19 protein-coding genes and 2 pseudogenes are annotated in these 23,906 nt (G+C 68.9%); 11 read left to right on the forward strand and 10 right to left on the reverse strand.

Going from position 1 to position 23,906, the window contains the following annotated elements; genetic code table 11:
* Nucleotides 1-72: 72 nt before the first annotated feature.
* The 6 genes from AC5R91_RS15630 to AC5R91_RS15655 form a co-directional block, all read right to left on the reverse strand.
* Nucleotides 73-3,288 (reverse strand): acyltransferase family protein, encoded by a 3,216-nt coding sequence (locus AC5R91_RS15630; protein WP_495397845.1) that lies wholly within the window; start codon nucleotides 3,286-3,288, stop codon nucleotides 73-75.
* A gap of 373 nt (nucleotides 3,289-3,661) precedes the next feature.
* Nucleotides 3,662-4,432: a class I SAM-dependent methyltransferase gene (locus AC5R91_RS15635; RefSeq protein WP_495397846.1), complete on the reverse strand. Its 771-nt coding sequence runs from the start codon at nucleotides 4,430-4,432 to the stop codon at nucleotides 3,662-3,664.
* A 31-nt stretch (nucleotides 4,433-4,463) separates the two neighbouring features.
* Nucleotides 4,464-5,399 (reverse strand): sugar phosphate isomerase/epimerase family protein, encoded by a 936-nt coding sequence (locus AC5R91_RS15640; protein WP_495397975.1) that lies wholly within the window; start codon nucleotides 5,397-5,399, stop codon nucleotides 4,464-4,466.
* Between the two features lie 318 nt (nucleotides 5,400-5,717).
* On the reverse strand, nucleotides 5,718-7,031 hold the full coding sequence (locus AC5R91_RS15645; protein WP_495397847.1) for a Ppx/GppA phosphatase family protein: 1,314 nt from the start codon (nucleotides 7,029-7,031) through the stop codon (nucleotides 5,718-5,720).
* A 47-nt stretch (nucleotides 7,032-7,078) separates the two neighbouring features.
* On the reverse strand, nucleotides 7,079-7,759 hold the full coding sequence (locus AC5R91_RS15650; RefSeq protein ID WP_495397848.1) for a response regulator: 681 nt from the start codon (nucleotides 7,757-7,759) through the stop codon (nucleotides 7,079-7,081).
* Nucleotides 7,756-9,120, reverse strand: a complete 1,365-nt coding sequence (locus tag AC5R91_RS15655) for a sensor histidine kinase (RefSeq protein ID WP_495397849.1) — start codon at nucleotides 9,118-9,120, stop codon at nucleotides 7,756-7,758. The genes AC5R91_RS15650 and AC5R91_RS15655 overlap by 4 nt, the downstream gene beginning before the upstream one ends.
* Nucleotides 9,121-9,500: 380 nt before the next feature.
* On the opposite strand from AC5R91_RS15655, the gene phoU reads away from it, so the two are divergent.
* Nucleotides 9,501-10,148, forward strand: a complete 648-nt coding sequence (gene phoU / locus AC5R91_RS15660) for a phosphate signaling complex protein PhoU (RefSeq protein ID WP_495397850.1) — start codon at nucleotides 9,501-9,503, stop codon at nucleotides 10,146-10,148.
* An 83-nt stretch (nucleotides 10,149-10,231) separates the two neighbouring features.
* Here the strand turns inward: phoU and AC5R91_RS15665 are convergent, their stop codons facing one another.
* Nucleotides 10,232-10,966, reverse strand: a complete 735-nt coding sequence (locus AC5R91_RS15665; RefSeq protein ID WP_495397851.1) for a phosphoglyceromutase — start codon at nucleotides 10,964-10,966, stop codon at nucleotides 10,232-10,234.
* A gap of 1,447 nt (nucleotides 10,967-12,413) precedes the next feature.
* On the opposite strand from AC5R91_RS15665, the gene AC5R91_RS15670 reads away from it, so the two are divergent.
* The 9 genes from AC5R91_RS15670 (at nucleotide 12,414) to AC5R91_RS15710 (ending at nucleotide 21,167) form a co-directional block, all read left to right on the forward strand.
* Nucleotides 12,414-12,881 carry a DUF2690 domain-containing protein gene (locus AC5R91_RS15670; RefSeq protein WP_495397853.1) on the forward strand — a complete coding sequence of 156 codons (468 nt, stop codon included), beginning with the start codon at nucleotides 12,414-12,416 and terminating at the stop codon, nucleotides 12,879-12,881.
* 47 nt (nucleotides 12,882-12,928) lie between these two features.
* Nucleotides 12,929-14,560, forward strand: coding sequence for a long-chain-fatty-acid--CoA ligase (locus AC5R91_RS15675; RefSeq protein ID WP_495397854.1), 1,632 nt, complete (start codon nucleotides 12,929-12,931; stop codon nucleotides 14,558-14,560).
* On the forward strand, nucleotides 14,557-15,033 hold the full coding sequence (locus tag AC5R91_RS15680; RefSeq protein ID WP_495397855.1) for a nuclear transport factor 2 family protein: 477 nt from the start codon (nucleotides 14,557-14,559) through the stop codon (nucleotides 15,031-15,033). Before AC5R91_RS15675 ends, AC5R91_RS15680 begins: the two co-directional genes overlap by 4 nt.
* 156 nt (nucleotides 15,034-15,189) lie before the next feature.
* The gene (locus AC5R91_RS15685) at nucleotides 15,190-16,395 is read left to right on the forward strand and encodes a cytochrome P450 (protein ID WP_495397856.1); all 1,206 of its coding nucleotides are present in this window, start codon (nucleotides 15,190-15,192) and stop codon (nucleotides 16,393-16,395) included.
* A 24-nt stretch (nucleotides 16,396-16,419) separates the two neighbouring features.
* Nucleotides 16,420-16,863, forward strand: coding sequence for a DUF2690 domain-containing protein (locus AC5R91_RS15690; RefSeq protein WP_495397857.1), 444 nt, complete (start codon nucleotides 16,420-16,422; stop codon nucleotides 16,861-16,863).
* A 78-nt stretch (nucleotides 16,864-16,941) separates the two neighbouring features.
* Nucleotides 16,942-17,790, forward strand: coding sequence for a GNAT family N-acetyltransferase (locus AC5R91_RS15695; RefSeq protein WP_495397859.1), 849 nt, complete (start codon nucleotides 16,942-16,944; stop codon nucleotides 17,788-17,790).
* A 174-nt stretch (nucleotides 17,791-17,964) separates the two neighbouring features.
* Entirely contained in the window at nucleotides 17,965-18,606 is a 642-nt protein-coding gene (locus AC5R91_RS15700; protein ID WP_495397860.1) for a hypothetical protein, read from the forward strand.
* Between the two features lie 335 nt (nucleotides 18,607-18,941).
* Nucleotides 18,942-20,501, forward strand: coding sequence for an LCP family protein (locus AC5R91_RS15705; RefSeq protein ID WP_495397861.1), 1,560 nt, complete (start codon nucleotides 18,942-18,944; stop codon nucleotides 20,499-20,501).
* A 360-nt stretch (nucleotides 20,502-20,861) separates the two neighbouring features.
* The gene (locus AC5R91_RS15710; protein ID WP_495397862.1) at nucleotides 20,862-21,167 is read left to right on the forward strand and encodes a hypothetical protein; all 306 of its coding nucleotides are present in this window, start codon (nucleotides 20,862-20,864) and stop codon (nucleotides 21,165-21,167) included.
* A 247-nt stretch (nucleotides 21,168-21,414) separates the two neighbouring features.
* Here the strand turns inward: AC5R91_RS15710 and AC5R91_RS15715 are convergent, their stop codons facing one another.
* Nucleotides 21,415-22,236, reverse strand: coding sequence for an IS5 family transposase (locus AC5R91_RS15715; protein ID WP_495397976.1), 822 nt, complete (start codon nucleotides 22,234-22,236; stop codon nucleotides 21,415-21,417).
* A 361-nt stretch (nucleotides 22,237-22,597) separates the two neighbouring features.
* Between AC5R91_RS15715 and AC5R91_RS15720 the strand changes: the two are divergent.
* Nucleotides 22,598-22,801: pseudogene (locus tag AC5R91_RS15720) on the forward strand (IS630 family transposase); the annotation flags it as partial.
* A 43-nt stretch (nucleotides 22,802-22,844) separates the two neighbouring features.
* Here the strand turns inward: AC5R91_RS15720 and AC5R91_RS15725 are convergent.
* Nucleotides 22,845-23,141, reverse strand: a complete 297-nt coding sequence (locus tag AC5R91_RS15725) for a hypothetical protein (protein WP_495398113.1) — start codon at nucleotides 23,139-23,141, stop codon at nucleotides 22,845-22,847.
* 170 nt (nucleotides 23,142-23,311) lie between these two features.
* Nucleotides 23,312-23,878 (reverse strand): annotated as a pseudogene (locus AC5R91_RS15730) (transposase); the annotation flags it as partial.
* Between the last annotated feature and the right edge of the window lie 28 nt (nucleotides 23,879-23,906).

The raw sequence follows: 23,906 nt of genomic DNA on the forward strand, positions 1-23,906 counted from the left end.
TCGACCTGGAGGGTACGGCCCGATCGGGCGATCCGGGGAACGCGGGTCGCCCTCGGAGCTGGGGTGCTCGGATCAGCGGCCGCCGCCGGGCGCACCGCCGTGGCCGGACCACCGGTCGTACCCGCCGTGGCGCCCGCCCTCGTCGCCCCGGTGACGACCGTCGGTCGTACCGCGTCCGGGATCGGGGCCCGCGGCCGGCGGCCAGCCGCTACCCGCCCCGCGGTCGTACCCGCCGCCGCCGTCGGCGTAGCCGCCCTGGTCCGGACCAGGCCCACGGTAGGTGAGCGGGTCGCTCGCCGGGTGAGAGTCGTACCCCTGCATCCGGGGCCGCTCGCCCGCGTCGGCCCTCGACCCCGACCCCGACCCCGACCCCGGCCCCGGCCCCGGCCCCGGCCCGAGGTTCGGCCCGAGGTTCGGCTCCTCGAGGTAGGCATGGTCCACGTAGGCGGGCCCGACCGGCGGCGGGGTCGGGCCGGTCAGCGGGTCACCGCCCAGACCGCTGTAACCGCCGGCGCCGCCGTAACCCGCCGAGCCGCCGTAGCCCGCCGAGCCGCCGTATTCCCCCGGAGTGCCGTAACGTCCCGAAGCGCCGTAGCCGTCGCGATCCTGGTAGTTCCCGACGCTGCCATAACCTCGCTGACTGCTGTAATCGCCGACGCCGCTGTAATCGCCGACGCCGCCGGGACCTTCGTAGTCCGCCTGACCGCCGGGGCTGCCGGGGCTGCTGTAGTCGGTCTGACCGCTGTAACCGCCGGCACCGTTACGGCCACCCGGACCGCCGGAACCGGCATAGCCGCCAGGACCGCTGTGGCGAGCCGAATCGGGGTAACCAACCGGACCGGAGTGGGCAGCGGACGCGGAGTGGGCAGCGGACGTGTAGTGGGCAGCGGACGCGGAGTGGGCGGCCGGACCGGTGCGCGGTGGCCAGGTCCGGTCGGCCGGCGTGGTCGCGTAACCGGCGCGGGGGCGCGCGTACCCTTCATCGATCCACACGTCAGCATCGTCGTCGGTGTCCGGCTCCGCGATGCCCGGCGATCCCCCCACGCGCGGATCGGTGCTCGGGCGGCCGCCCGATACCCGGTCGTAGAAGCCGGGCGGTTGCTGCTCGCCCCAGCCTCGGCCGGCACGGTCCTGGCCCGCACGGTCCTGGCCCGCGTCGTGCCACCACGGGTCGGTCCGCGGGCCGCTCGCGTAGGCACCGTCGCCATCCCGGCCGTCGCTGTAGGCATCCAACCCGTGGGCGGCCGGGCCGTGGGCACGGTCGTCATCGCCGGAGTTGAGACGCCCGCCATCCCGATCCGGGTGCCAACCGCGGACACCGGGCTCGGTGCCCGCGGCCCGCCCGACTGGCTGCGGGTACCGCCGGTCGTCCGCGGCCCGTTCGCCGCGGCCCAGGCGGTCGCTGCCGTATCCCGCCTCGACGTACCCGGAGTCCGCGGGCGGGGCGTCAACGAGGCCGGGGTCCGCGTACCAAGCATCGCCGCGCCTGTTTCCACCGTGGCGGTGGCCGGCGGTGGCTCGGCCGACGTTGCCCGGAAGTTCCAGCCGGGCGGTGTCCTCGCCGCGGCCGGTGTCCTCGGACCGCCAGTCATCCTCGAGCCGGCCAGCCCCCACGAGCCGGCCAGCCCCCTCCAACCGGCCAGCCCCCTCCAACCGGCCGGTGTCCTCGGACCGTCCGGCCGGCTCGGGCGCCGGGCGGCCGGCGGAGCTCTTCGTCGTCGCCGGTCCGCGGGGGGTGTCCGCCCACTTGGGGCGGGCCCGCTGCGCGGGCTTCTCGACGAACCGGTTCGAGAAGTAGGCGATGAACGTGCTGGCGGCGGCGGCGCACACCACCGAGGGCCACAGCCCGATCCGGGGTACGAGCTGACCGTTGGCCGCCGAGATGACCGGGTAGTGCCACAGGTAGATGCTGAAGGTGATCTTGCCGAGGAAGGCCATCCGCGGGCTGCCGAGCAGGCGGACCCAAGCGGTGTCCCGGCGTAGGTCGGCGCTGAGGATGACGATCGCGCCGAGCAGGGCGCTCGGGATGTACGCCGCATGATCGAGCCAGTTGGCGTCGTGGGTGTCCTTGTTCGGCCCGAGGAAGGCGAAGAAGATCAGCCCGATCCCGGCGAGGAGGCCGAGGTCGGCGATGCGCCGCCCCACCGTCCAGCGCTCGACGGCGGCCGAGGTGACCGGCGCGACCTTGTTCCCCGGCTGCGGGGAGTGCCGGCGGCGGCGCCCGCCCATGGCCGGATCGGCGACCGGCTCCTCCTCGGCCAGGGCACGCAGTCGGGCGTCGCGCCAGACGGCGAGCAGGCAGCCGATCAACAGCGGGGCGACGTGGGTGTCGAGCGCCAGGTACACCCTCGAGTGCGGCGCACCGCCGCTGGCGACGGTGTACGTCCAGACCGCGCAGACCACGATCATCGCGAGCAGTATTTTGATCAGGTGCGGCCGCAGCCGCGCGGACCGGGAGACGAGCAGGAACAGCCCCGGCCACAGCAGGTAGAACTGCTCCTCCAGCGACAGCGACCAGACATGGGCCAGCCAGCGACCGCCCGCCGCCGGGTGCACGACCTTGTACCAGTTGTTGACGTTGAAGAACGCGGACAGCGCGCTACCGATGTAGTCGTCCCGGAAGGGGACGTCGTTCCACTTGAACGCCACCGTGACGGCGAGCCCGACGAGCAGGTAGACCCACATCGCGGGCATGAGGCGGTAGGCACGCCGGACCAGGAATCGGCCCAGGGAGATCGTCCCGGTCCGGCTGCGCTCAGCCAGCAGCAGCGCGGTGATGAGGAATCCGCTGAGGACGAAGAAGACGTCGACCGCCACGTTGCTGGCATGGATCGCGCCCATGTGTCCGGCAAGGATGATGTAGATGCAGACGACCCGCAGCCCGTCGAGGGCCGGGTTGTAGGCGAACTTCGCGGCGGCGTCCGCGGACGAGGCTCCGGTCTGCCGGGCTGGCGCCGACGATCGCGGCGGCGGCTGGGCACCGCGCCGCGGGCCGGCGCCGTCCTGCGCCCCGCCGCGCTCACGTCCGTCCCCGGCCCGCGCCTCCCGCGCACGCGGGTTCGAAGCCCGCGGATCCCCCGTTCGAGGGCTCCCCCTACGTTGGTCCCTCGAATGCGGATCCCCTGCGCGCAGATCTCCCGTGCGCAGATCTCCCGTGCGCTGATTCCCTGTGCGCTGATTCCCGGAGCGCGGGTCCATCGCACCGGTCTCCGTCTGCCAGGAGGTCATCGGGCCGGTAGCCGCCGCCCAGGAGTCCGCCGCTCCAGCCCGTTCCGGACCACGCCGCATGATGACCGTCGCCTCCTCTAGCGGAACGCCGGCGGTCGGCGTCCGACCCAGGGGTGACCTGTGGCGCCGGGACGGGCCGGCCACGGTGCTGCGGTCCGTGCACTGATCCGCCCATCCCAGCCAGACCAGACCAGCACTCGGTACCCGCAACACTGCGCTTCGCCAACAAAGTTGGACACCACCCCCGCGAACGCCGCAAGACTAACGGACCGGTAAATCCAGGGCGAGTGGGGTACTCGGTCCTGAATATGACATGACCGCCACCTGCACCCACAGTGTCCGATTCATTACATATAGGACATCGAAGGCGGCGGGGCGTCACCGGCCGGTTCGGGAATGCGCATCGAGCCACCCGCGGGCGGGCCCGGACGGCTCAGCCCTCCGGCATCCGCGCAATCACCAGCAGGGTGCGAAAGGGCTCGACGACGACGCCGTCGGGAAAGGCCCGAAGCATGGTTCGACGCTCGGCGTCAAGAAAGTCGTCGAGGCGATCACCGATTGCCGCGACGTACGACTTGGAGCGCAGCCACGTGAGGTAGTCGTCAATTCCGATGCGCCGACGCCAGCGCCCGGTCAGGGTGACGACCTCACTGAAGTGACCGGTCCAGCGCAGCTCGTCGGCGAACGGGCGGGTGCGGTATCCGCGCCGGTAGCCGGGGCTCATCCGTTCCAGCCGTTCCTGCTGGCGCTGCCACCAGCGGAACTCCGCCGCGTCGACGTCGTTCCACCAGACGGCGATCGCGCCGCCCGGTCGCAGCACCCGCGCGGCCTCCGCCGCGGCGACCGGCACGTCCACCCAGTGCCAGGCCTGCGCGTAGCAGACCAGGTCGGCAATCCCCGCCCGCAGCGGCAACGCCTCCCCGTCGCCCCGGACGACGGGCAGGCCGGGGCTACGGTCGAGCAACCGGGCGAGCATGCTCGGACCGGGCTCCACCGCCACGACCCGCGCGCCGCGGGCGAGAAGCAGCCGGGTGGCGATGCCGGTACCGGCGCCCACGTCGATGACATCCGTCCCCGCCAGCGGACGGCCCAGAATCCTTTCGATGTCGCCGAAGACATGCTCGGGATAGCTCGGCCGGGCGGCGGCGTAGGCGTCCGCCAGCGGGTCGAACAACGAGCCGGTCGGGGTCCGTCCTCGGGACATGCCACCATGGTGGCGACTAACCGCCGACGTGTCAGCCGTAGGTGTGGTGGAGTCCTGCGGTGGACGGCGCGGCGAAGTGCAGCCGGGTGAACGCGAGCGCCTCGGCCAGGTCGGCCTCCCGCTGGGCGCGCGACTCGGCGCGTCGCGTGTTGATCTCGACGACGATCGTCCCGTCGAAACTGCCGATGGCGAGCAGTTCGAGCAGTTCCGCGCAGGGCTGCGTGCCGCGGCCGGGGACGAGGTGCTCGTCCTTGGCCGCTCCGAGGCCGTCGGCCATGTGCACGTGGACCAGCCGCTCGCCGAGGACGCCGGCCAGCGCGATCGGGTCCGAGCGCGACACGCTCGTGTGCGACAGATCGAGGGTGACATGGGCGTAGTCGTCCTCGACCGGCGACCAGTCCGGCGCGTACGCGGACACCTCCCGGCCGCGGGCGCGCAGCGGGAACATGTTCTCCACCGCGAACCGCACCGCGGTCTCCCCGGCCATCCGCTCGATGCCCGTCACGAACTCCCGGGCGTAGTCCCGCTGCCAGCGGAACGGCGGGTGGACGACGACCGTCGGGGCGCCGAGCGTCTCGGCGACGGTGCGCGCCCGCACCAGCTTCGCCCACGGGTCGGTGCCCCAGACCCGCTGGGTGAGCAGCAGGCACGGCGCGTGGATCGCCAGGATCGGGATGCCGTGGTAGTCGACCAGACGGCGCAGCGCCTCCGGGTCCTGACTGACCGGGTCCGTCCAGACCATGATCTCAACCCCGTCGTAGCCCAGCCGCGCCGCCATCTCGAAGGCGGACGCCGTGGACTCCGGGTAGGTCGAGGCGGTGGACAGCGCAACCCGCGCGCTGGGCGGGGTGGGGGCGGGGGCGGGGGCGCCACGCGGCAGGACGACCGCGGACCGGGGGGCCCGGGCGACCGCCGACGCGGCCGCGACGGGGGCGGCCCGCTCCGGCGGCACCTGGGCGGCTGCCATCACGGCCGGCGGCACCGGCCACGCATCCTCACGCGACGCCTGCAAACCATCTCCCTGCCGTACGGACCGGGAACCGGTCTGCTCGACCGTTCCCCTCATCCAGGCTAGGCCATCTTCTCGAACCCGCTCGCTCCCATGCCCGCCCGACGAGGGTGCGTAGCCCCACATCGTGCGTGACAACGGCAACATCCCGTTATCGTGACGCTACCGCGTCCCGCCCGCAACAGGACATATACCCCTATGCCCCACGCCCACCGGCCCCGCGGCGATGCCCCCTTCCGCCTATCCGATCAGGCCGGGGTGAACCGATCAGGCCGATCAGGCCGAGGTGAGCCAGTCGAGGCGACGCAGGATGACGCCTTCCCGCAGCGCCCAGGGGCAGATCTCCACCTCGTCGATGCTGAACAGGTCGAGCGCCTCGGCGGCGACGACGGCGCCGGCGATGAGCTGCCCCGCCCTCGACGCGGAGACGCCCGGCAGCCCGGCCCGTTCCTCGACCGGCATCCGGGACAGTCTCGCCAGGACCTCGGTGAGATCGTCGCGGCGCAGCACCCGGCGGGTGTACGGCCCGCGGCTGTAGGGCTCGGCGCCGGCGATGCGCGCCAGCGAGCGGAACGTCTTCGACGTGGCCACCGCCCGGGTGTGCTCGCCGAGGTGGTAGATCGTGCCGACGACCGGCGCGATCTGGGCCCGCACGTAGCGCCGCAGCTCGGCGAGCTCGGCCCGCTTGGGCGGGTCGCTGTCGGCCAGCCAGTCCCGGCTGAGGCGGCTCGCGCCCAGCGGCAGCGAGGCGACCACCTCCGGGTCCTCGTGCATGCCGGCGCCGATCTCCAGGGAGCCGCCGCCGATGTCCAGGGCCAGCAGCCGCCCGGCGCTCCAGCCGAACCAGCGCCGCACGGCGAGGAAGGTGAGCCTGGCCTCCTCCTCGCCCGGCAGGACCCCGATCGCGATCCCGGTCGCCCCCTTGACCCGGTCCAGCACCTGCTCGCCGTTGGCCGCGTCGCGCAGCGCCGAGGTCGCGAAGGCGGCCAGATCGTGCACCCCGAGGGCGTCCGCCTGCTGGCGCATGTCCAGCACGCAGGCGGTCAGATCCCGCTCGCCGGCGGGCCCGAGCGATCCGTCGGCGTCGAGCAGCTCGACCAGCCGCAGCGGAGCCCGCACGCTGGCGGCCGGCTGCGGCTGCCCACCCCGATGGGCGTCGACGACCAGCAGGTGGACGGTGTTCGATCCGATGTCGATCACGCCGAGCCGCATCGGACCGGGATGCGATCCCGCCGGCAGGGGGCTCACGTCGACCGCGGGCCGCGCGGGCCCGGACGGAACCGGGCCGCCGACCACCGCCACGGCTGTGCCGACCGGCCCGACCAGCCCGACCGGCCCGACCTCGGCGGCGTCCCGGGCCTCGACGGCCTGCCGGCCACGGGCCGCCTCACGGTCCCCCGCGGCGTCCACGCCCACCGCCGCGTCCCCGCCACTCGCCGCGTCCCCGCCGCCCGTGGCGTAGACGGCATCGGCCGGGTCACGGTCCTTCGCGTCGCCACCGTCGCCCGCGGAGTCCTGGCTCTGCGCGGCATGCTCGGCGCGAGAGGTCGTACGGCTGGCCCCGAGCGGGAACCACCCTGTCGGACGCACGCCACCGAGCACCTGAACACCGCCCCCTCCGGCCGCGACCTACCTGATCACGGCTCGAACTTGTAGCCCAGGCCCCGCACGGTCACCAGGTGCCGCGGATTCCCAGGTTCGCGCTCAATCTTCGTCCGCAGCCTCTTGACATGTACGTCCAGGGTCTTCGTGTCACCCACGTAGTCCGAACCCCACACCCGGTCGATCAACTGACCCCGCGTGAGTACCCGCCCGGCGTTGCGTAGGAACATCTCGAGTAGTTCGAACTCCTTGAGCGGGAGGGTGACCGTGCTGCCGTCGACCGTGACGACGTGACGTTCGACGTCCATCCGGACCGGTCCGGCCTCCAGCGTGGCCTCCGTGACCTCCTCCGTCTCCGACCGGCGGCGCAGCACGGCCCGAATGCGGGCGACGAGCTCGCGGGCGGAGAACGGCTTGGTGACGTAGTCGTCCGCGCCGAGCTCCAGGCCGAGCACCTTGTCGATCTCGCTGTCCCGCGCGGTCAACATGATGATCGGCACGCTGGACCGGGTCCGCAGCGTGCGGCACACCTCGGTGCCGGACAGGCCGGGCAGCATGAGGTCGAGCAAGACGAGATCGGCGCCGCGCCGGTCGAACTCGGCCAGCGCGCTGGGGCCGTCGGCGACGACCCCCACCTCGAAGCCCTCCCGTTCCAGCATGAAGGACAACGCATCGGAGAAGGACTCCTCGTCCTCGACCACGAGCAGCCGGGTCACCTGTTCGCTCCACCTGTCACATCGGACGGACCGGCCGACCCGGACCGCTTCCTGTTCCCGTCGGGGCGGCGCGCCGCCCCGACGGCCTTGCCACCGCGACTGCCGCCGGCACCACCAGAACCACCACCGCCACTGCCGCCACCGCCACCGTTACTGGCACCGGCGATGATGTCGGGATGGTTACCCGGCGCGCCATCCGCGGCGGTGGTCTCGGATCCGGCCGTCGCCGTAACGCGGCGGTCCTCGAAGGTGAACGGCGGCGTCGGACCAGTGAACAGCGGCAGCCGCAGGGTGAACGTGGACCCTGCGCCCTCCGCGCTCCACACGGTCACCGACCCGCCATGATTGGTGGCGATGTGCTTGACGATCGCGAGGCCGAGCCCCGTCCCGCCCGTCGCCCGGGAGCGGGCCGGGTCCGCGCGGTAGAACCGCTCGAAGACCCGCTCGAGGTCCTTCTCCGCGATCCCGATGCCCTCGTCGGCGACCGAGATCTCCACGGTCGTCCCGCTGCGGCGCACGCCGAGCACCACCCGGGTGCCGCGCGGCGAGTAGCTGATCGCATTGTCCAGGAGGTTCGCCACCGCGGTGACGAGCTGGTTCTCGTCGCCGAGCACCCGCAGCTCGCCGTCGCCGATCACCGCGATGGAGATCGCCTGTGCCTGGGCGACGAGCCGGGTGCGGTCGACCGCCTCGGCGAGCAGCGCCGCCGTCGGCAGCGGCCGCAGGTCGGGCAGCGGTTCGGCGCCCTGCAGCCGGGACAGGTCGATGATCTCCTGCACCAGTCGGGCGAGCCGGGCCGACTCGTGCGTCATCCGGGAGGCGAACCGGCGCACGGCCACCGGGTCCTCGCTGGCCGCGGCGACCGCCTCGGCGAGGACGTGCAGCGCGCCGACCGGCGTCTTGAGCTCGTGGCTGACGTTGGCGACGAAGTCTCGCCGCACCGCCTCGACCCGGCGCGACTCCGTGATGTCATCCAGAATGACGGCGACATGACCGGACGAGTCCAGCAGGCGTGCCCGGACACGGACCGCCACGCCCTCCTGGTCGGGCCGGGGTCGGGTCAGCGGCGGCTCGGGCACCGGCGGCAGGTCGATCTGGCGCTCCCGGGCACTGCCCGCGCCGCGGGTCGCCTGCACCAGCTCGGCCAGCTCCGCCACCGCGAGCTCGTCGGAGTCGACCACGCCCATCCGCCTCGCGACCGTGTTGACCAGGACGACCCGGTCGCTGGCATCCAGGACGATCAGGCCGGTCGGCAGGCCGGAGATGACCCGGCGGACCAGTTTCGCGGGCAGCATCGCCCCGCCGTCCGCGCCCCCGTCGGGGCCGGTTGGCGGGGCGCTGCTGCCGGGTACCACCGTCATCGTCCATCCATCGTGTCGGGCCGCCCGATGGGCGGGGGCGGCTCGGTGTGGTGTGCACGAGTTGTCACGGCATCCGCCGACCTGTCACCCACTCGCCGCATGCTAGGTGCCTACATGCCGCCCGGGCATCACTCCGCAAGCCTCCACCGCCGATGGTCGCCAGTTGTTCATCGGACCTATCGTCGATGTTCACCGGACCGCGAGAGGTGCGCATCATCGTCGAGGTTCGGCGCGACACGGCGCCGTCATCGCGATCGCGGCGATTCGTCCCAATAGTTCGGTTAGTTCGGCCCAAGCTCACTCGACAGCCGCACGATCCCGACACCCGCACCATCCCGACAGCCGCCCCTTGGCCCACTAGCGAACAGGAGGAGCCGTCCGTGCGGGACGCCTTCACCGACGAACTCGAAAGCATCAACCAGTCCCTGATCGAGATGACCAACCTGGTCGCCTCGGCCATGGCCCGGTCGACGACCGCTCTCCTCGACGCCGACCTCCAGCTCGCCGAGAACGTCATCAGCGGGGACGAGACGGTCGACCTGCTGCGCAACGAGATCGAGGAACGCGCGTTCGACGTCATGGCGCGCCAGGCTCCGGTCGCCACCGACCTGCGGATGATGGTCACCACCCTGCGGATCGTCGCCGATCTGGAGCGGATGGGCGACCTGGCGCTGCACGTGGCGAAGGTGGCGCGCCGCCGGTACCCGGGCCGGGCAGTCCCGCCGGAGCTGCGCGGGACCATGCTGGAGATGGGCCAGGTCGCCCAGCGCATCGTCGCGAAGGCCGGCTCGGTGATCGCCAGCCGTGACACCGAGCTCGCCAAGCAGCTCGAGGCGGACGACGACGCGATGGACGGGCTGCACCGCGCCCTGTTCCGAGTGCTGATCGAGAAGCCCTGGCCGCACGGCATGGAGGCGGCGATCGACATCACCCTCTGCGGCCGCTACTACGAGCGGTACGCCGACCACGCGGTCTCCGTGGCCCGCCGGGTCATCTACCTGGTCACCGGGGAGATTGCCCAGGCCTGACCGGCGCGCCCGGTCCGGCGACCCCCCGGGGGGACGACGCGCCAGGCCCGCGCGGGTACCGCGGGCCTGGAGGCTGACCGCCGTTACTTCTTCCCCTGGGCAGCGACGGCGGCCGCGGCACTCGCGGCCGCATCCGGGTCGAGGTACCCCGAGCTCAGCACGCTCAGGTTGTCGTCGAGCTCATACCGCAGCGGGATGCCGGTCGGGATGTTGAGCCCGGCGATGTCGGTGTCGCTGATGTGGTCGAGGTGCTTGACCAGGGCCCGTAGCGAGTTGCCGTGCGCGGCGACCAGGACCGTGCGGCCGGCCCGCAGGTCCGGCACGATCGCGTCGTACCAGTAGGGCAGCATGCGGGCGACGACGTCGGCAAGGCACTCGGTGCGCGGGATGAGGTCGGGGGCGAGGTCGGCGTAGCGCTCGTCCACCCCGCTGACCTGTTCCGGACCGATCTCCGGCGGCGGCGTGTCATACGAGCGACGCCAGAGCTGGAACTGCTCCTCGCCGAACTTCTCCAGCGTCTCGGCCTTGTTCAGACCCTGCAGGCCGCCGTAGTGCCGTTCGTTCAGGCGCCAGCTCCGGCGGACCGGTACCCAGGTCCGCCCGGCGGCGTCCAGCGCCAGCCAGGCGGTGCGGATCGCCCTGGTCAGCAGGGACGTGTGCACGACGTCCGGCAGGACACCGGCCTCGGCCAGCAGCTCACCGCCGCGGGTGGCCTCCTTCAGGCCCTTCTCGGACAGGTCGACGTCCACCCAGCCGGTGAACAGGTTCTCGCGGTTCCAGTTGCTCTCACCGTGGCGGAGCAGGACGAGGGTCGTCATACCCGAGATCCTGCCTGTTCGCCCGGGCCCTCGGCCAGCATTGCCGGTTCCCGCCGCCGGCCGGCCGGATCTCCGCCGGTCGCGGCGGGGTCCAGCGGACCTCGAGGCCCACCGAAGGGGCCGGGCACCCGGGTCGGGAAGATGCCGCTCGGGTCGGGAACACGTCGCTCGGGTCGGAACACGTCGCTCGGGTCGGAAAATGAACGACCCCCGGGCGCTCCGCCGCCGCTGGAAGCGGTGGCGGGCCGTCGGGACTTGTCGACGGCGCCCGGGGGTCGGGTGATCTGCCTGGTACTCGCCGGTGCCGGTGCCCGTGGGGCCACCCGGCTAGAGGTGAGGACCACGAGACCGGCTAGCGGACAGTCACCTCACGAGTCCTATGAGCATACAAAGTTTGGACCACCTCCCTTCTCGTGTACCCAAGACGCTACGCGGACCGGCGGCCACCTCGCAACGCCTTTTCCGGGCCCGTCGATGGGACTCTCGCGACACGCCTGCCGGGAACAAGACGGGCTGCTCCGCACAGGTGCCAGGTGCCAGCCCATCTCCAGCCCGATGACAGCCTCGAGAGCGAGCCTGCCCGTTCGCGAGATCGAAGCGGGTGCCCGGGCCCCGCGCCCACACCTCCCAGCCGCCCGCGTCGTTACGGTCACGAAGGGTCACCAAGTGCGGCCACAGCAGCCGGAAGCTCACAGAAATCTCATGGAAGACAAATCTCACACACTCGATACACACATCGGAAGCTACGACGGCGCAGCCGTTTGGGGCCTCACTCGATCTGGGCTACCTTGTGCGCCGAGCGGCGCGAGAAGCACCCGTCGATCCGCTCGTCGTCGGCGGCAGCGGCACCAGGCGGACCGCATAGCCAGGTCCGCCCATCAGGAGATTGCCCACTCCGGACCTCCACCCAGCGGCTTTGCCGCAAAGGTGTAGGGGCGGCGGCACATGGAGTACAGACGATCACAGGCATCGTCTCACCCCGCCACACTCGCCCCGATCAGTACGCCGAACCGAGCCAGGTCCCGACAGGGAACTTCGTCCACATCAACGGCAGCCCTACGACGCCAAAGAGAGGGCCCGCTGGCCGCGGTAGGCAGACGTGCCGGTTTATTAGGACTAATCACCGAGCGTCATCAGTTCCAGCGTTCACCGGCCTTCCCACCGGGACGGCCGCCACAGAGAGGGACCAATTACCCGAATTCGTTGCGATCACGCTCGGCGCACGGATAGTCTGTTTTCAATTCATTCGGCCGATGGCAGCGACGCCATGCGCCGCCAGTAGATCATTATCTTCTCCTACGGGTTCGTCGCTTGGAAGTTGCGATTACTTAGTCCGTAGGCATCCATCGCGAGATATTTCCGCGGGAGTCCGAACCAGCCGAATCGGCGCTGGCTGGCAATCTGCGGCTTCTGGATGTCTCGCGCGGCCACTCTGGAAGGAGTCATCGTGAAGGCGTCCGTCAAGACCCGTTGGGTCGTTGTCCTGTCGGCACCTGTCGTCTCAACGGTCGCATTTGGGCCCGCCGCATGGGCAGCAGGCACCACCCCCGCGGCGACTACAGAGACAGTTCCCACACCGCAGGTGTCGGCCACTGCCAGCGCCAGTTGCGATGAAAGCGACGGGTACGCCGTCTACACGGCCACGTACGACGGCGGTTATCCCCATGCCCAGCTGTGGTACAGCCCGAATTGCCAGACGGCCTGGGCTAAGGCAGACTCGGGTGATCCCGTCAACGGCTGGGCTAGGGGCGTCAACCTCATCCGCAGTGACGGAGCGACCGTCGGCTGCGAGATCACCGATGGGAACACCACCTGCGCCACGTCCCATCTCTACGACCACCCCTACACGTCCTACGCCCAGGGATATCTGGAAACCAACGGGGGCTACAAATACTTCAATACCCCGTCCTATTAGGAGCCGCAGACTACCAGCCTGGCATTCGACGAGAAGGAACGAACAGAATGCCATACCTCCTCGACGCGGTAGACGGAATCCCGCCAGATGAAGGCAATGTAGTCTTCCTCACTCAGGACGGAGACGAAAGCCTCAGCTGGACACAGATGGTCGCCGACGCAACCCGGGTTGCCGGCGGACTGCAGGAACGCGGCATCGGCGCGGGCTCGCCGGTGGTCGTGCTTGGGCTGACCTCGCGGGCCACGGTGACGGCCATCGTCGCCGTCTGGCTCGCGGGCGGAAGCCTCACTGTGGCACCGCTGCCCGCCCGGGGAGTGGACATCTCCACGTATCTCGCGGAGACTCGCCGCCGCCTCTCTCGTCTCGGGCACCCGCTGGTACTGGTCGGCCATCCCTTTGAAGCGTCGCTCCCGGATCTCGGCAATGCACGCCATCCGGCGCTACTGGTTGACGAGGTCATCAACGAGAAGTTCGGTCACTACCAGCGGCCGGCGCTGTCAGACGATGATCCGGCGGTCCTTCAGTTGACGAGCGGGACGACCGATCAACCCAAGATCGTTCGTGTCAGCCACGCCAACCTAGGCGCCAATATACGTGCCATTCGGACGGCGGGAGGCCATGATAAGAACCACGGCCGCATGCTGTCCTGGCTACCGCTCTCACACGACATGGGTCTGGTCGGCGCGGTGGCGCTCCATCTCACCTGTGGGCGCTGTGACCTACTCCTGATGTCCCCGGCGGACTATCTGTCGCGGCCGGCGAGCTGGATGCGTCTGGCGGCGAGCCACCGCGCCACCGCCCTCGTGGCCCCGGCCTCCGCGTATGCGTTGGCGGGACGTCTGTTGCGGACGACCGCGACACCGATGGACCTCTCCTCCGTGACCATGGCTCTCTGCGGGGGCGAACCGATCAGCCCGGACACGGTCGACGAATTCCTACGCAGTGCCCGTCCCCACGGGTTCCGACCGGAAGCGTTCCTGCCGGCATACGGCCTCGCCGAGGCCACCCTCGCGGTGACCTTCCCACCGCCGCATCGAGGACTGCTCGTAGAGGAGGTGGACGTCGAGGCTCTCGAAACGCGGGGCGAGGCACGTGGCGCGGTCAGCGGATCTCGAACCAGACGCCTCTCCCGGCTCGGGCCCCCGGCACCGGGTGTCTCCGTCCGCGTCGTGGACCAGGACTTCGGGGAGCGCCTTCCTGAGGGCCGGGTGGGCGAGGTCCAGGTGGCAGGGACGTCGGTGACCGCCGGATACCAGGACCCGGGCGACAACAACTTCTTCACCGCGGACGGCTGGCTGCGAACCGGAGACCTCGGCTACCTCGTCGACGGCGAGCTGGTCATCTGCGGGCGCTCGAAAGACGTCATCATCATCGGCGGCCGAAACATCTATCCGGAGGAGGTCGAGCTGGCAGCCTGCCAAGCTCCCGGGGTCCGGCGGGGCAACGTCATCTGTTTCCGAGTCGAGGCCGCAGGCTCCTTCGGGAGTGACGGGTTCGCGGTGGCAGCCGAATCACGAGAAACCGATGTGGAGACTGTCCGGGCAGACGTGACAACGCGGATCCGTGGAGCACTCGGTCTCGATCCCCACTCGGTCGTGATCCTGCCGCCCGGCTCGATTCCAAAAACACCTTCCGGCAAGCTGCGGCGGAGCGAGGCTGCCCGGATGTTCACATCATGAGCGAGATCTCGACCGCGTCCGGCCAGACCGGCTCGGCTCCTGAACCCGGCAGTACCGGAACCACCAGCGAGCACATCGAAGCACTCGTCCGCCGCGTGTACTCGGCCTGGGCGGAAAAGGATGAAGGCGCCCGGCGGGAAGCGCTCTCCACCGCCTGCGCACCTGACATCGTCTACCGAAGCCCGCTGCATGCCGCGGACGGCGTGACCGGACTCGCCGGACTTCTCGGCGAGATCCGCCGCGAGTATCCAGGCTACCGGCCGGTGCTGACGAGTGGCCTTGACTTTCACCACTCCTTCGGCCGGCTCGAGTGGAGCATGCGCGACGACACCGGCCATGCCCTGGTCCAGGGGATGGAGGTCGTGACATTTGACACCAAGCCACGGCTGACGCAGATCATCTCCTTTTTCGGCCCGATGCGGACCCGGATCTATTCCTATGGGGTTCCGCGGAGCCCAGGAGGGCAAGCCTGATATGAATTCGGTTCGGTAGGCCGGGGAATGTCTACCCGCCAGCCCCCTCCTCACCCAGGGGAGGACTCGGGGGCGATTTCTCGGCTGCCCGCGATGAACCTGACCGATATAGCCTTCTGGGGACAGTCGCTAGAAGACCGCCATGCGGCATACCGGATGCTGAGGGATAGTCATCCCTTCAGCTTCCATCCGGAACCGGACCTTCCCGGCGCGCCGCCTGGTCCCGGCTACTGGGCGGTCGTGCGTCATCAGGACATCCTTGAGATCAGCCGCCGACCGGAGGACTTCAGCTCAGCCGCCGGCGCACTCGCGATCAATGATCTCCCGGCGAGTCTGAACGAGTTCTACGGATCGATGATCAGCTTGGACGATCCACGGCACGCGCGCCTCCGTCGCATCGTCTCGCGGGCCTTCACCCCCAGGATGGTCGGTGACACGTTCGATCGGATCGAGGCCCGCGCGTGCTCGATCGTCAGGTCGGTCGCGGACCGCGGCGACTTCGACTTCGTCAACGACCTGGCGGCGCGGTTCCCGCTTGCGGTCATCTGCGACCTCATCGGGGTGCCCGAGAGTCAGCATGACTTCGTCCTCAACCAGTCGAACATCATCCTGTCCTGGGGAGACCGGGAGTACGTGTCGAAGGGCACCGACCCGACGACCGCCCTGCTCGATGCCGGCGCGGCCCTGTCCGGGCTGATGGCGGAGCTGGCGGAACTACGCCAGCGGCGACCGGTCGACGACCTGGCCTCCGCGCTCGTTCATGCCACGATCGCCGGAGAGCGGCTCACCGACCAGGAGATCGTGTCGTTCTTCATCCTCCTTCTCGTCGCCGGTCACGAGACGACCCGAAACGCACTGTGCCACGGGCTGATGGCGCTGCATCGCCATCCCGACCAACAGGAGATCTGGCGGTCGGACGTAGCGGGAATCGGCGCCACGGCCGTGGAGGAGGTGGTCCGCTACAGCTCACCGATCACGTTCATGCGCAGAACGGCGACCCGCGACACCGTCGTCGGAGGCCACCGGTTCCTGGCGGGCGAGAAGGTGCTGCTCTTCTACGGCTCGGCGAATCGCGACGAGACCGTCTTCACCGACCCGGAGGAGTTCGACGTACGCCGGCGCCCGAACCCGCATCTGGGTTTCGGGGCTCCCGGCCCCCACTTCTGTCTCGGCGCCCACCTCGCCCGACGGGAGATCGACGTGATGTTCAGGGAGATCTTCGCGCACCTACCGGAGATTGAGGTCACGGCAGCGCCCGACCTGCTTCGGTCACAGTTCATCAACGGACTGCGCCGGCTGCCCGTCCGTGTTGATCCGTCATCCGTTATTCGGTCGCATCCGGCACCGGCCGCCACGCTCTAGAGAGAAGAGAAGACCGTGATCAAAATGGCCCGGGCGGCGGCGGTGATGACACTGCCGGTCGCGGCGGTGGGTCTGTCCGGCTCGGTCGCCTACGCTGCCCAGACCCTGCTCCCGGCCGCCGAGCCGGCGACGACCACGGCCAGCGCCACGTGTGACAGCAGCGACGGCTATCAGCCCGTCGCCAGCGTGCGTGGGACCATCGGCGGACAGGACCGAGAGGTCCAGCTCTGGTACAGCCCGAGTTGCCGGACGGTATGGGCGAAGGCCCTCAAACACAACTCGGCCGACCAGGAAGAGATGAACTGCAGCATCCATCGCAGTGACGGGTATGAGCCGCCGACATCCCCGGTCTACGGATCGTCCTGTGTGAGCCCCCAGGTCAACGATGCCGGATTCACATCCTACGCGTTCACCTTTCACTATCCACCGGTCGGCGATGCTCAGTACCTGAAGACCACCTCCTGGTAGCCGCCCACCAGCGGCAACTCCGGTGCCCGCACTCTCGTTGGCGAGTCAACCCTGATACGAGGAATCCCTAGCATGCACATGACCCAGGACGAATTCGAACTGCAGCTCGCCGCGCGAGTCGGCGGGGATCCGACCAGGATCCGTTCCGAGGCGACGTTGGACGACGCGTTCGGTGTGGATTCGCTGCGCCGCCTGGAACTCATCACCGTGCTCGCAGACATGGGCGTGGAGATGACCAACGAGGAACTGACCTCCCTTCGATCGGTAAGTGATCTCTACACGGCCTTCAGCGGTTCCCGGACACTGTTGCGGGCCGAGACGGGCATCAGCCGGCGGCCGCGCACAGCCGCGGTCGGACCGGATTTCGAGCTCTCACCCGCCCCGCTCGCGACCAGACGGTTCCGGCTCGAGTCGATCTCGCCCGAGATGATGCCCTTCCTCTACCGCCTGGCAACTGATCCGCGCATCGGGTTCCGCTGGAAGTTCCGTGGTTTCGTACCCGACTTCGACACGTTCAGCAGCGGGTTCCGGGCCGGCGTCCTCGTCCAGTTCGTCGTCCTGTCGAACGAGACGGACGAGCCGATCGGACACGTGGTCTGCTACAACTACGACACGGCGCAGCGTTTCGGCTACTTCGCCGCGGTCTTCGTTCCACCGCTGGTCGGGACCGGACTTCCCATCGAGGCCTCCGAGCTGTTCGTGCGGTACCTCTTCACCACGTGGGACATGCGCAAGATCTATCTTGAGGTGCCGTCCTTCAACTTCGCATCCTTCCGGGCGGGCGAGGGCCACCAGTTCGAGATCGAAGGTATCCTGAAAGAGCACACCTACTACGCGAGGCAATATTGGGATCAGTACCTGCTGGCGATATATCCTCCCGCGGAGCTGGTGGCCGCCGGAACCGCGGCTTGCGACGAGACCCAGTAGCATCTGGTGGATCCGACGCCGTCGCACGGCCCCGGATGCGGTTCGGGCCAAATCACCTGGCGGGTACCGAGGCCGCTATGGCGATTCTCCTGGTTGGTCGGTACCCCCGCGTTCACTCTGGTCATGCTGCTGGCCAGTCCCGTAGCATCTACTCCGACGGACAGAAGCCGCATCGTGCTCTGGGGCGACTCCATTGCGAACGAGTCCCGAGAGGCGTTCACCCTGACGGCCCGCGCTGGTGGTGCCGACGTTCTCACTCGGACTCTCGGGGGTACCGCGATCTGCGACTGGTTCGGCGACATGGAACGCCAACTGAAGGAATGGGCGCCGACGATCGCGATGCTGTCCTTCTCCGGGAACTCGGGAACGGCCTGCATGCACGACCGCGATCCGACTGCCGCCTACGAGCAGGACGCGGAGCGCGCGATCAGTCTCCTTTCGGCGGCCGGCGTCACCGTGGACCTCGTGGAATCACCCACCCGCCGCAATGAGCCAGTCGATGGGCAGGGAAGGACGGCGCTGGCTCGACTCTGGATCAGGCTTGCGAAAAGCCAGCCACATGTGCACGTACTCACCGCGGGACGGGTGCTGACCGACAACGGGCGATGGACCCGGACGGTGCCCTGCTGGCAGGATGAGGGGTGCGACCTATGGGGCCTGATCACTATCAGGAACCCGGACGGAGTCCATCTGTGTCCGGTGACCCATAGCTCGTCGACCAACTGCCCGGTCTACTCGCCAGGGGACGAGCGGTACGGTCAGCTCATGGCGGCGGACGCGCTCGCCCGCCCTCGAGGTATTGAGGGCCTGCAATGACTGTGACAGCTCCGCGCCGCTGGACCGGGGGCGGCTCATCACGGCCGCACGCCGCCGGGCGCCAGCACGGGAGGCTGGCGGGGCATACGTATCCCGTCAACCCGGGCGTCTCGCAACTCCGGGGGCCGCCTAGGCGTCAAGGTATCGGTAAAGCTGGGCCTGCCGGCCGATGGCGACACGAGATATCCGCAGGCCAGGACCCCGACGACCCACCAAGAGGGAAGAGCTTACGGACCCCTCCCTCTCAAGATCCTCCACTGGAGTACACTTAACCCAAATAGGGGGATATTTCGTCCTCGGCAGCCCGACTGCCGGTGGAGGAGGGTAGGACGCGGGTGAACGGACAAGTGTCGGTCCGCAAGAACGTTCCCGGCGGACCCCCACCACTGCCGTTCGACCTTCGCACCGGTCGCCCGCCGGCCTCCGCCTCCTCGAGGCTACTCCGCGCCTTCCTGATCTTTGTTTCTTTTACCGTGCTTCTCGTCAGCTGCGGCGGGTGGATGGTGTACAGCTACTTCAACGGCAAGATCCACCAGGTCGACCTCGGTCTTGGGAACGGCCGATCAGGTTCAAAGGATGACGCGACCAACTATCTTCTGGTCGGCACCGACAGTCGCGCGGGCACGAACGGGGCCTACGGCAAGGTCGACGGGCAGCGGTCAGACACGACGATCATCGTTCATATCTCCAAAGACAACAAGGTCACGCTCCTGTCCATCCCACGGGACACCTACGTGACCATCCCGAGCTACACTGACGCCAAGGGGACCCTGCACCGCGCGCACAAGAACAAGTTCAACTCCGCCATCGCGGACGGCGGGCCGTCGCTGCTGGTGCAGACGGTGAAAGGCCTGACCGGCCTGCGGATCGACCACTACGTCTCGATGGACCTGGAAGGGTTCAAGGACATCACCAACGCCATCGGCGGTGTGCAGGTCTGCATCCTCCCCTCCGGCAATCACATCACGGTCGACGGGCGGGTCAGCACCAACACCAACGACCCGATGAGTGGATTCGTGGGCGGCCCGGGCACGATTACCGTCAAGGGCGATCAGGCTCTCGCGTTCGTTCGGCAACGGTATGGTCTACCCAACGTCGACCTCGACCGCATCAAGCGTCAGCAGTATTTCATCGGCGCCGTTCTCCGTAAGATCATGCAGGATGGCGTCCTGACCAGTCCAGTGAAACTGGAGGGGCTGCTCTCTACCGTGACCTCGGCGCTGACGCTCGACGACGGCACGGACATTGCGGACCTACGCAAGCTGGCCGGCCGGCTGCACGGGATATCCAGCGGCTCCCTCGCGACGGAGACCCTGCCCACCCATGCCCCCACCCGCGCCGAGGGCGCCATCGACGACAGTGGCGACATCATGATCGGCGGGAAACGGGCTGCCGTGCAGTTCTACGACCCACGGGACCTGGAAAGGATTGTCGGTCCGCTCGGCGGCGGCGCGGGCACCACCCAGGCAACGGGCACGCCCAGTTCCGCCGTTCCCGCCACCGTCACCGTCTTCAACGGCAGCACCGTGTCGGGGCTGGCGGCAAAGGCCGTCGACGACCTGACGGCACACGGCTTCCCCGCCACGAACGCCGGCAACGCCATCACCAGGAACTACGTCACGACCCGCATACGCTATGGCCCGGGTGAGCAGAATGCGGCGGGCAGGCTGCAGGCCATGATCCCGGGAGCGAAGCTTGCCGCCGATTCCTCAGTCGACGGAGTCCAACTGATCGTCGGTTCGAGCTTCAGCGGACTGACGGATCTCACCGCCGCCGAGCCGTCCGCCGCGTCACCGACAACTACTCCCTCTGTCGGTTCCGAGCCGACGGACGGCCCAACTCCTGCCGCGCCGGCACCCGACGCACCAACAGCCACGCCCGAATGTGTGTACTAGTCGCGCACGGCCTGCACTCCGCGGAGGCAAAAAATCTCGGCCTAATTCCCTCCGATATCCAACGCGGGGCAGTCGATTCCGGTACGCTTCTTCATGCGAAGGACATTGGAAGGCGAAGGACCCGCAGCGGAAACGATTCACCAACGCCAGAGTGCACCCCCTCTCCTTCATTTTCGAATTAGCGACCCTTTTCTTCGTCTCAAGGAAGGAATCAGGATGTTGCAAGCGCGCAGTACTCAGGCGGGGGTTTTTCTGGCGGTGGCGGCGCCACTGGTCGTGGGCAGCTGGGCATCGACGGCCAGCGCTGCCCCCGACACGGGGGTCGGGACCTCCGTCGCGCAGTCGGCTGCCAGTGCTCCCGTGACACAGTCGTCGTGCGACGACAGCGACGGCTACAAGGTTGCGTCGGCGGCCGACGATGCGGTCCAGCTCTGGTACAGCCCGAACTGCCGGACGGCCTGGGGAAAGTGGGCGGGGAACGGCGGTGACGGGGGGCCTTCGGTGGGCTGGGTCCACCGCTCCGATGGCTACGAGACCGACCATTATGGCTGCGGTACGTCCGGCGTGTACTGCATCACCGATCACATCAATGACGCCGGTTTCACCACCAAGGCGAAGGCCATCCTTTACCCGGGTGGGCCGACCTGGGAGACAAGCGCCTACTGATCACGCATCCGTGCAGGGCACCCCAGACAGGACAGATCCTGCCCGGAAGAGCTTGTGACCCGACCAGTCTCGAACCGGAAGAGTCTCGGCCCCGACCCGGCGAAGGCGTGAACATGCGTCTTTGCCGGGCCGGCTGAGACGCTTGCGACAGATCTCGGGACCATCTGGTCGAATCCTCCATCGGGGCAGGTTCGTCCGACGGTTGCTTACAGGGTGTTCGATCCTGCGGGTTCTGTTTGGTTCGGGTTCAGGTTCCTCGCCAGGTTGGGGTCGATTCGCCGGTGGCGCGGCGGGCCATGAGGTCGATCATCGCAAAGTTGATCATGGCTTCGGAGCGGGTGGGGTGGGCTTCGTAGTCACGGGCGAGGCGGCGGTAGCCCATCAGCCAGCCGAAGGTACGTTCCACAATCCAACGGTGTGGAAGAGGAATGAACCCTGTGGTTGCGGGGTCGCGGTGGACGGTGTCGACGTCGATGCCCAGCCCGGCGGCGTGCTCGATGACCATGGTGCGGTAGGCGCTGTCAGCCCAGGCTTTGCCGATTCTGGAATGGGTGGCGGCAACGGTGGTCAGTACCTGGAGACCGGCCCGGCTGTCGGAGGTGCCGGCGGCGGTGACCAGCACGGTGAGCAGCACGGTGAGCAGCAGCCCGAGGGTGTCCACGATGATGGTGCGTTTCCGTCCGACGATCTTCTTTCCGGGGTCGATGCCCTGGGTGGCAGCCGGAACGGTGGGGGCGGTCTTGACGCTCTGGGAGTCGATCACGCAGGCGGTGGGTTCGGGATCGTGGCCTGCATCGGTGCGGACGTGGAGTCGTGTCCGCTCGACGAGTTGGTCGAGGACACCGTCGTTGTGCCAGTGGGCGAAGTAGCCGTAGACGGTCTCCCAGGGCGGGTAGTCGTGGGGAAGGTAGCGCCAGGGGATACCCGTCCGGTCGACGTACAGGATGGCATTGAGGATGCTGCGTAGATCATGCACTGGGGGGCGGCCGATGCTCAGGCCTTTGCTGTGGCGTTCGGCACGCCAGGCGGCCAGTACGGGTTCGACCAGGTTCCACCGGGCGTCGGACAGGTCACTGGGGTATGGTCTCTACTCGGTCATGTTTCCGGTTTACCGCAGACTGCCGATGGTTACCCGGACTGCCGCCGATCCGTCGCCGGCGAAAGCCGCAGAACATCAGGCGGCGGGATGAGACAGGACTCTTCGGTTCGAACTCGGCGTCGGCATGGACGTCAGGGCGTGTCATGACGACTGTGTAAGCCGGAGGTGGACCACTCCACCATCGGCCGGGTGCTAAAAAACGAAGCTTCGCCCTCATCTGAAGAAGTGCTGGACGATCCCACCGAAAGCGAACGCGCAGTTCGCCGCCCGGATGGAAGACGTCCTCGCGGTCTACGCCCGCCCCCACGACGTGGGCGTGCCGGTGGTGTGCATGGACGAGAAGCCCTATCAGCTGCTGGGACACGCCCGCGACCCCCTACCGGCCGTCCCCGGTCGTGACGCCCGCGAAGACTCCGAGTACGTCCGGCACGGGACCTGCTCGATCTTCTGCTGGGTCGAGCCCCTGGCCGGCTGGCGCCGGGTCGACGCCCAACCCCACCGCACCAGGGTCGACTGGGCCCACCAGGTCCAGCACCTGCTGACCATCGACTACCCCCACGCCGAGCGGGTGGTGCTGGTCATGGACAACCTCGGGCACCCACGGCATCGCCTCGCTGTACGAGGCCTTCGACCCGGACACCGCGTTCGCACTCGCACAACGACTCGAGATCCACCACACCCCCAAACACGGCTCCTGGCTCAACATCGCCGAGATCGAACTGGCCGCACTGACCCGCCAGTGCCTGGACCGCCGCATCGACGACCTCGACGTCCTCAACACCGAACTCGCCGCCTGGCAGACAGCCGTCAACGCCGACCAGCGCCAAGTCCACTGGCACTTCATCACCGCCGACGCCCGCACCAAACTCCGCCACCTATACCCCAAACATTAGCGACGACGGTCTACTAGTAGGACTTTGTTAGGTGACTCCGAGGAGTTGTGGCGATTTGCCCTGTGACGGGTCGTAGGGGCGGTGGCAGGTGCGGCAGGCGCCGGTCCAGACGTTGAGCAGGGTCTGGAGGCTACGGAGGACTCCGTAGAGGGTCAGGCCGGCGCAGGGGCTTTTGGGGTGCGGCGTAGCTGGGTGCACAGGGCTTGGGCGACGGAGACGAGGGTGACGTGGCGGTGCCAGCCGAGGAAGGAACGTCCTTCGTGGTGGTCGAGGCCGAGGCCGTCCTTGAGTTCGCGGTAGTCGTGTTCGATCCGCCAGCGGATCTTCGCGAGGCGTACCAGTTGGCGCAGGGGGATGTCGGCGGGCAGGGTCGAGAGCCAGTAGTCGGTGGGTTCGGTCTTGCCGGGGGGCCATTCGGCCAGCAGCCAGCATTCGGGCAGGCTGCGGTCGTCGGCGCGGGTGACCGACCGGCCGGCGGGGCGGACCCGCAGGGCCAGGAACCGCGACCGCATCGCCGCGGTCGGGTTGTTCGCGCTGTGGTGGGTGCCGTGCCGCCAGGTCACGGTGCGCAGCGCGGCCCGGCCGGCGGCCAGGGCGAGGTCCTTCAGGGTGGACGGCGGGTCCGGGTAGGCCGGGACCGGGCGGCGTCCGGTCCCGGAGTACGGCGGGGTCACCGGTGCGGCCGAGGCCGGGTGCGCGGTGGCGGTGGGGGTCACCCCGGGGCGTGTCATGACGACTGTGTAAGCC

This window comes from Frankia sp. BMG5.60 (assembly GCF_059428125.1).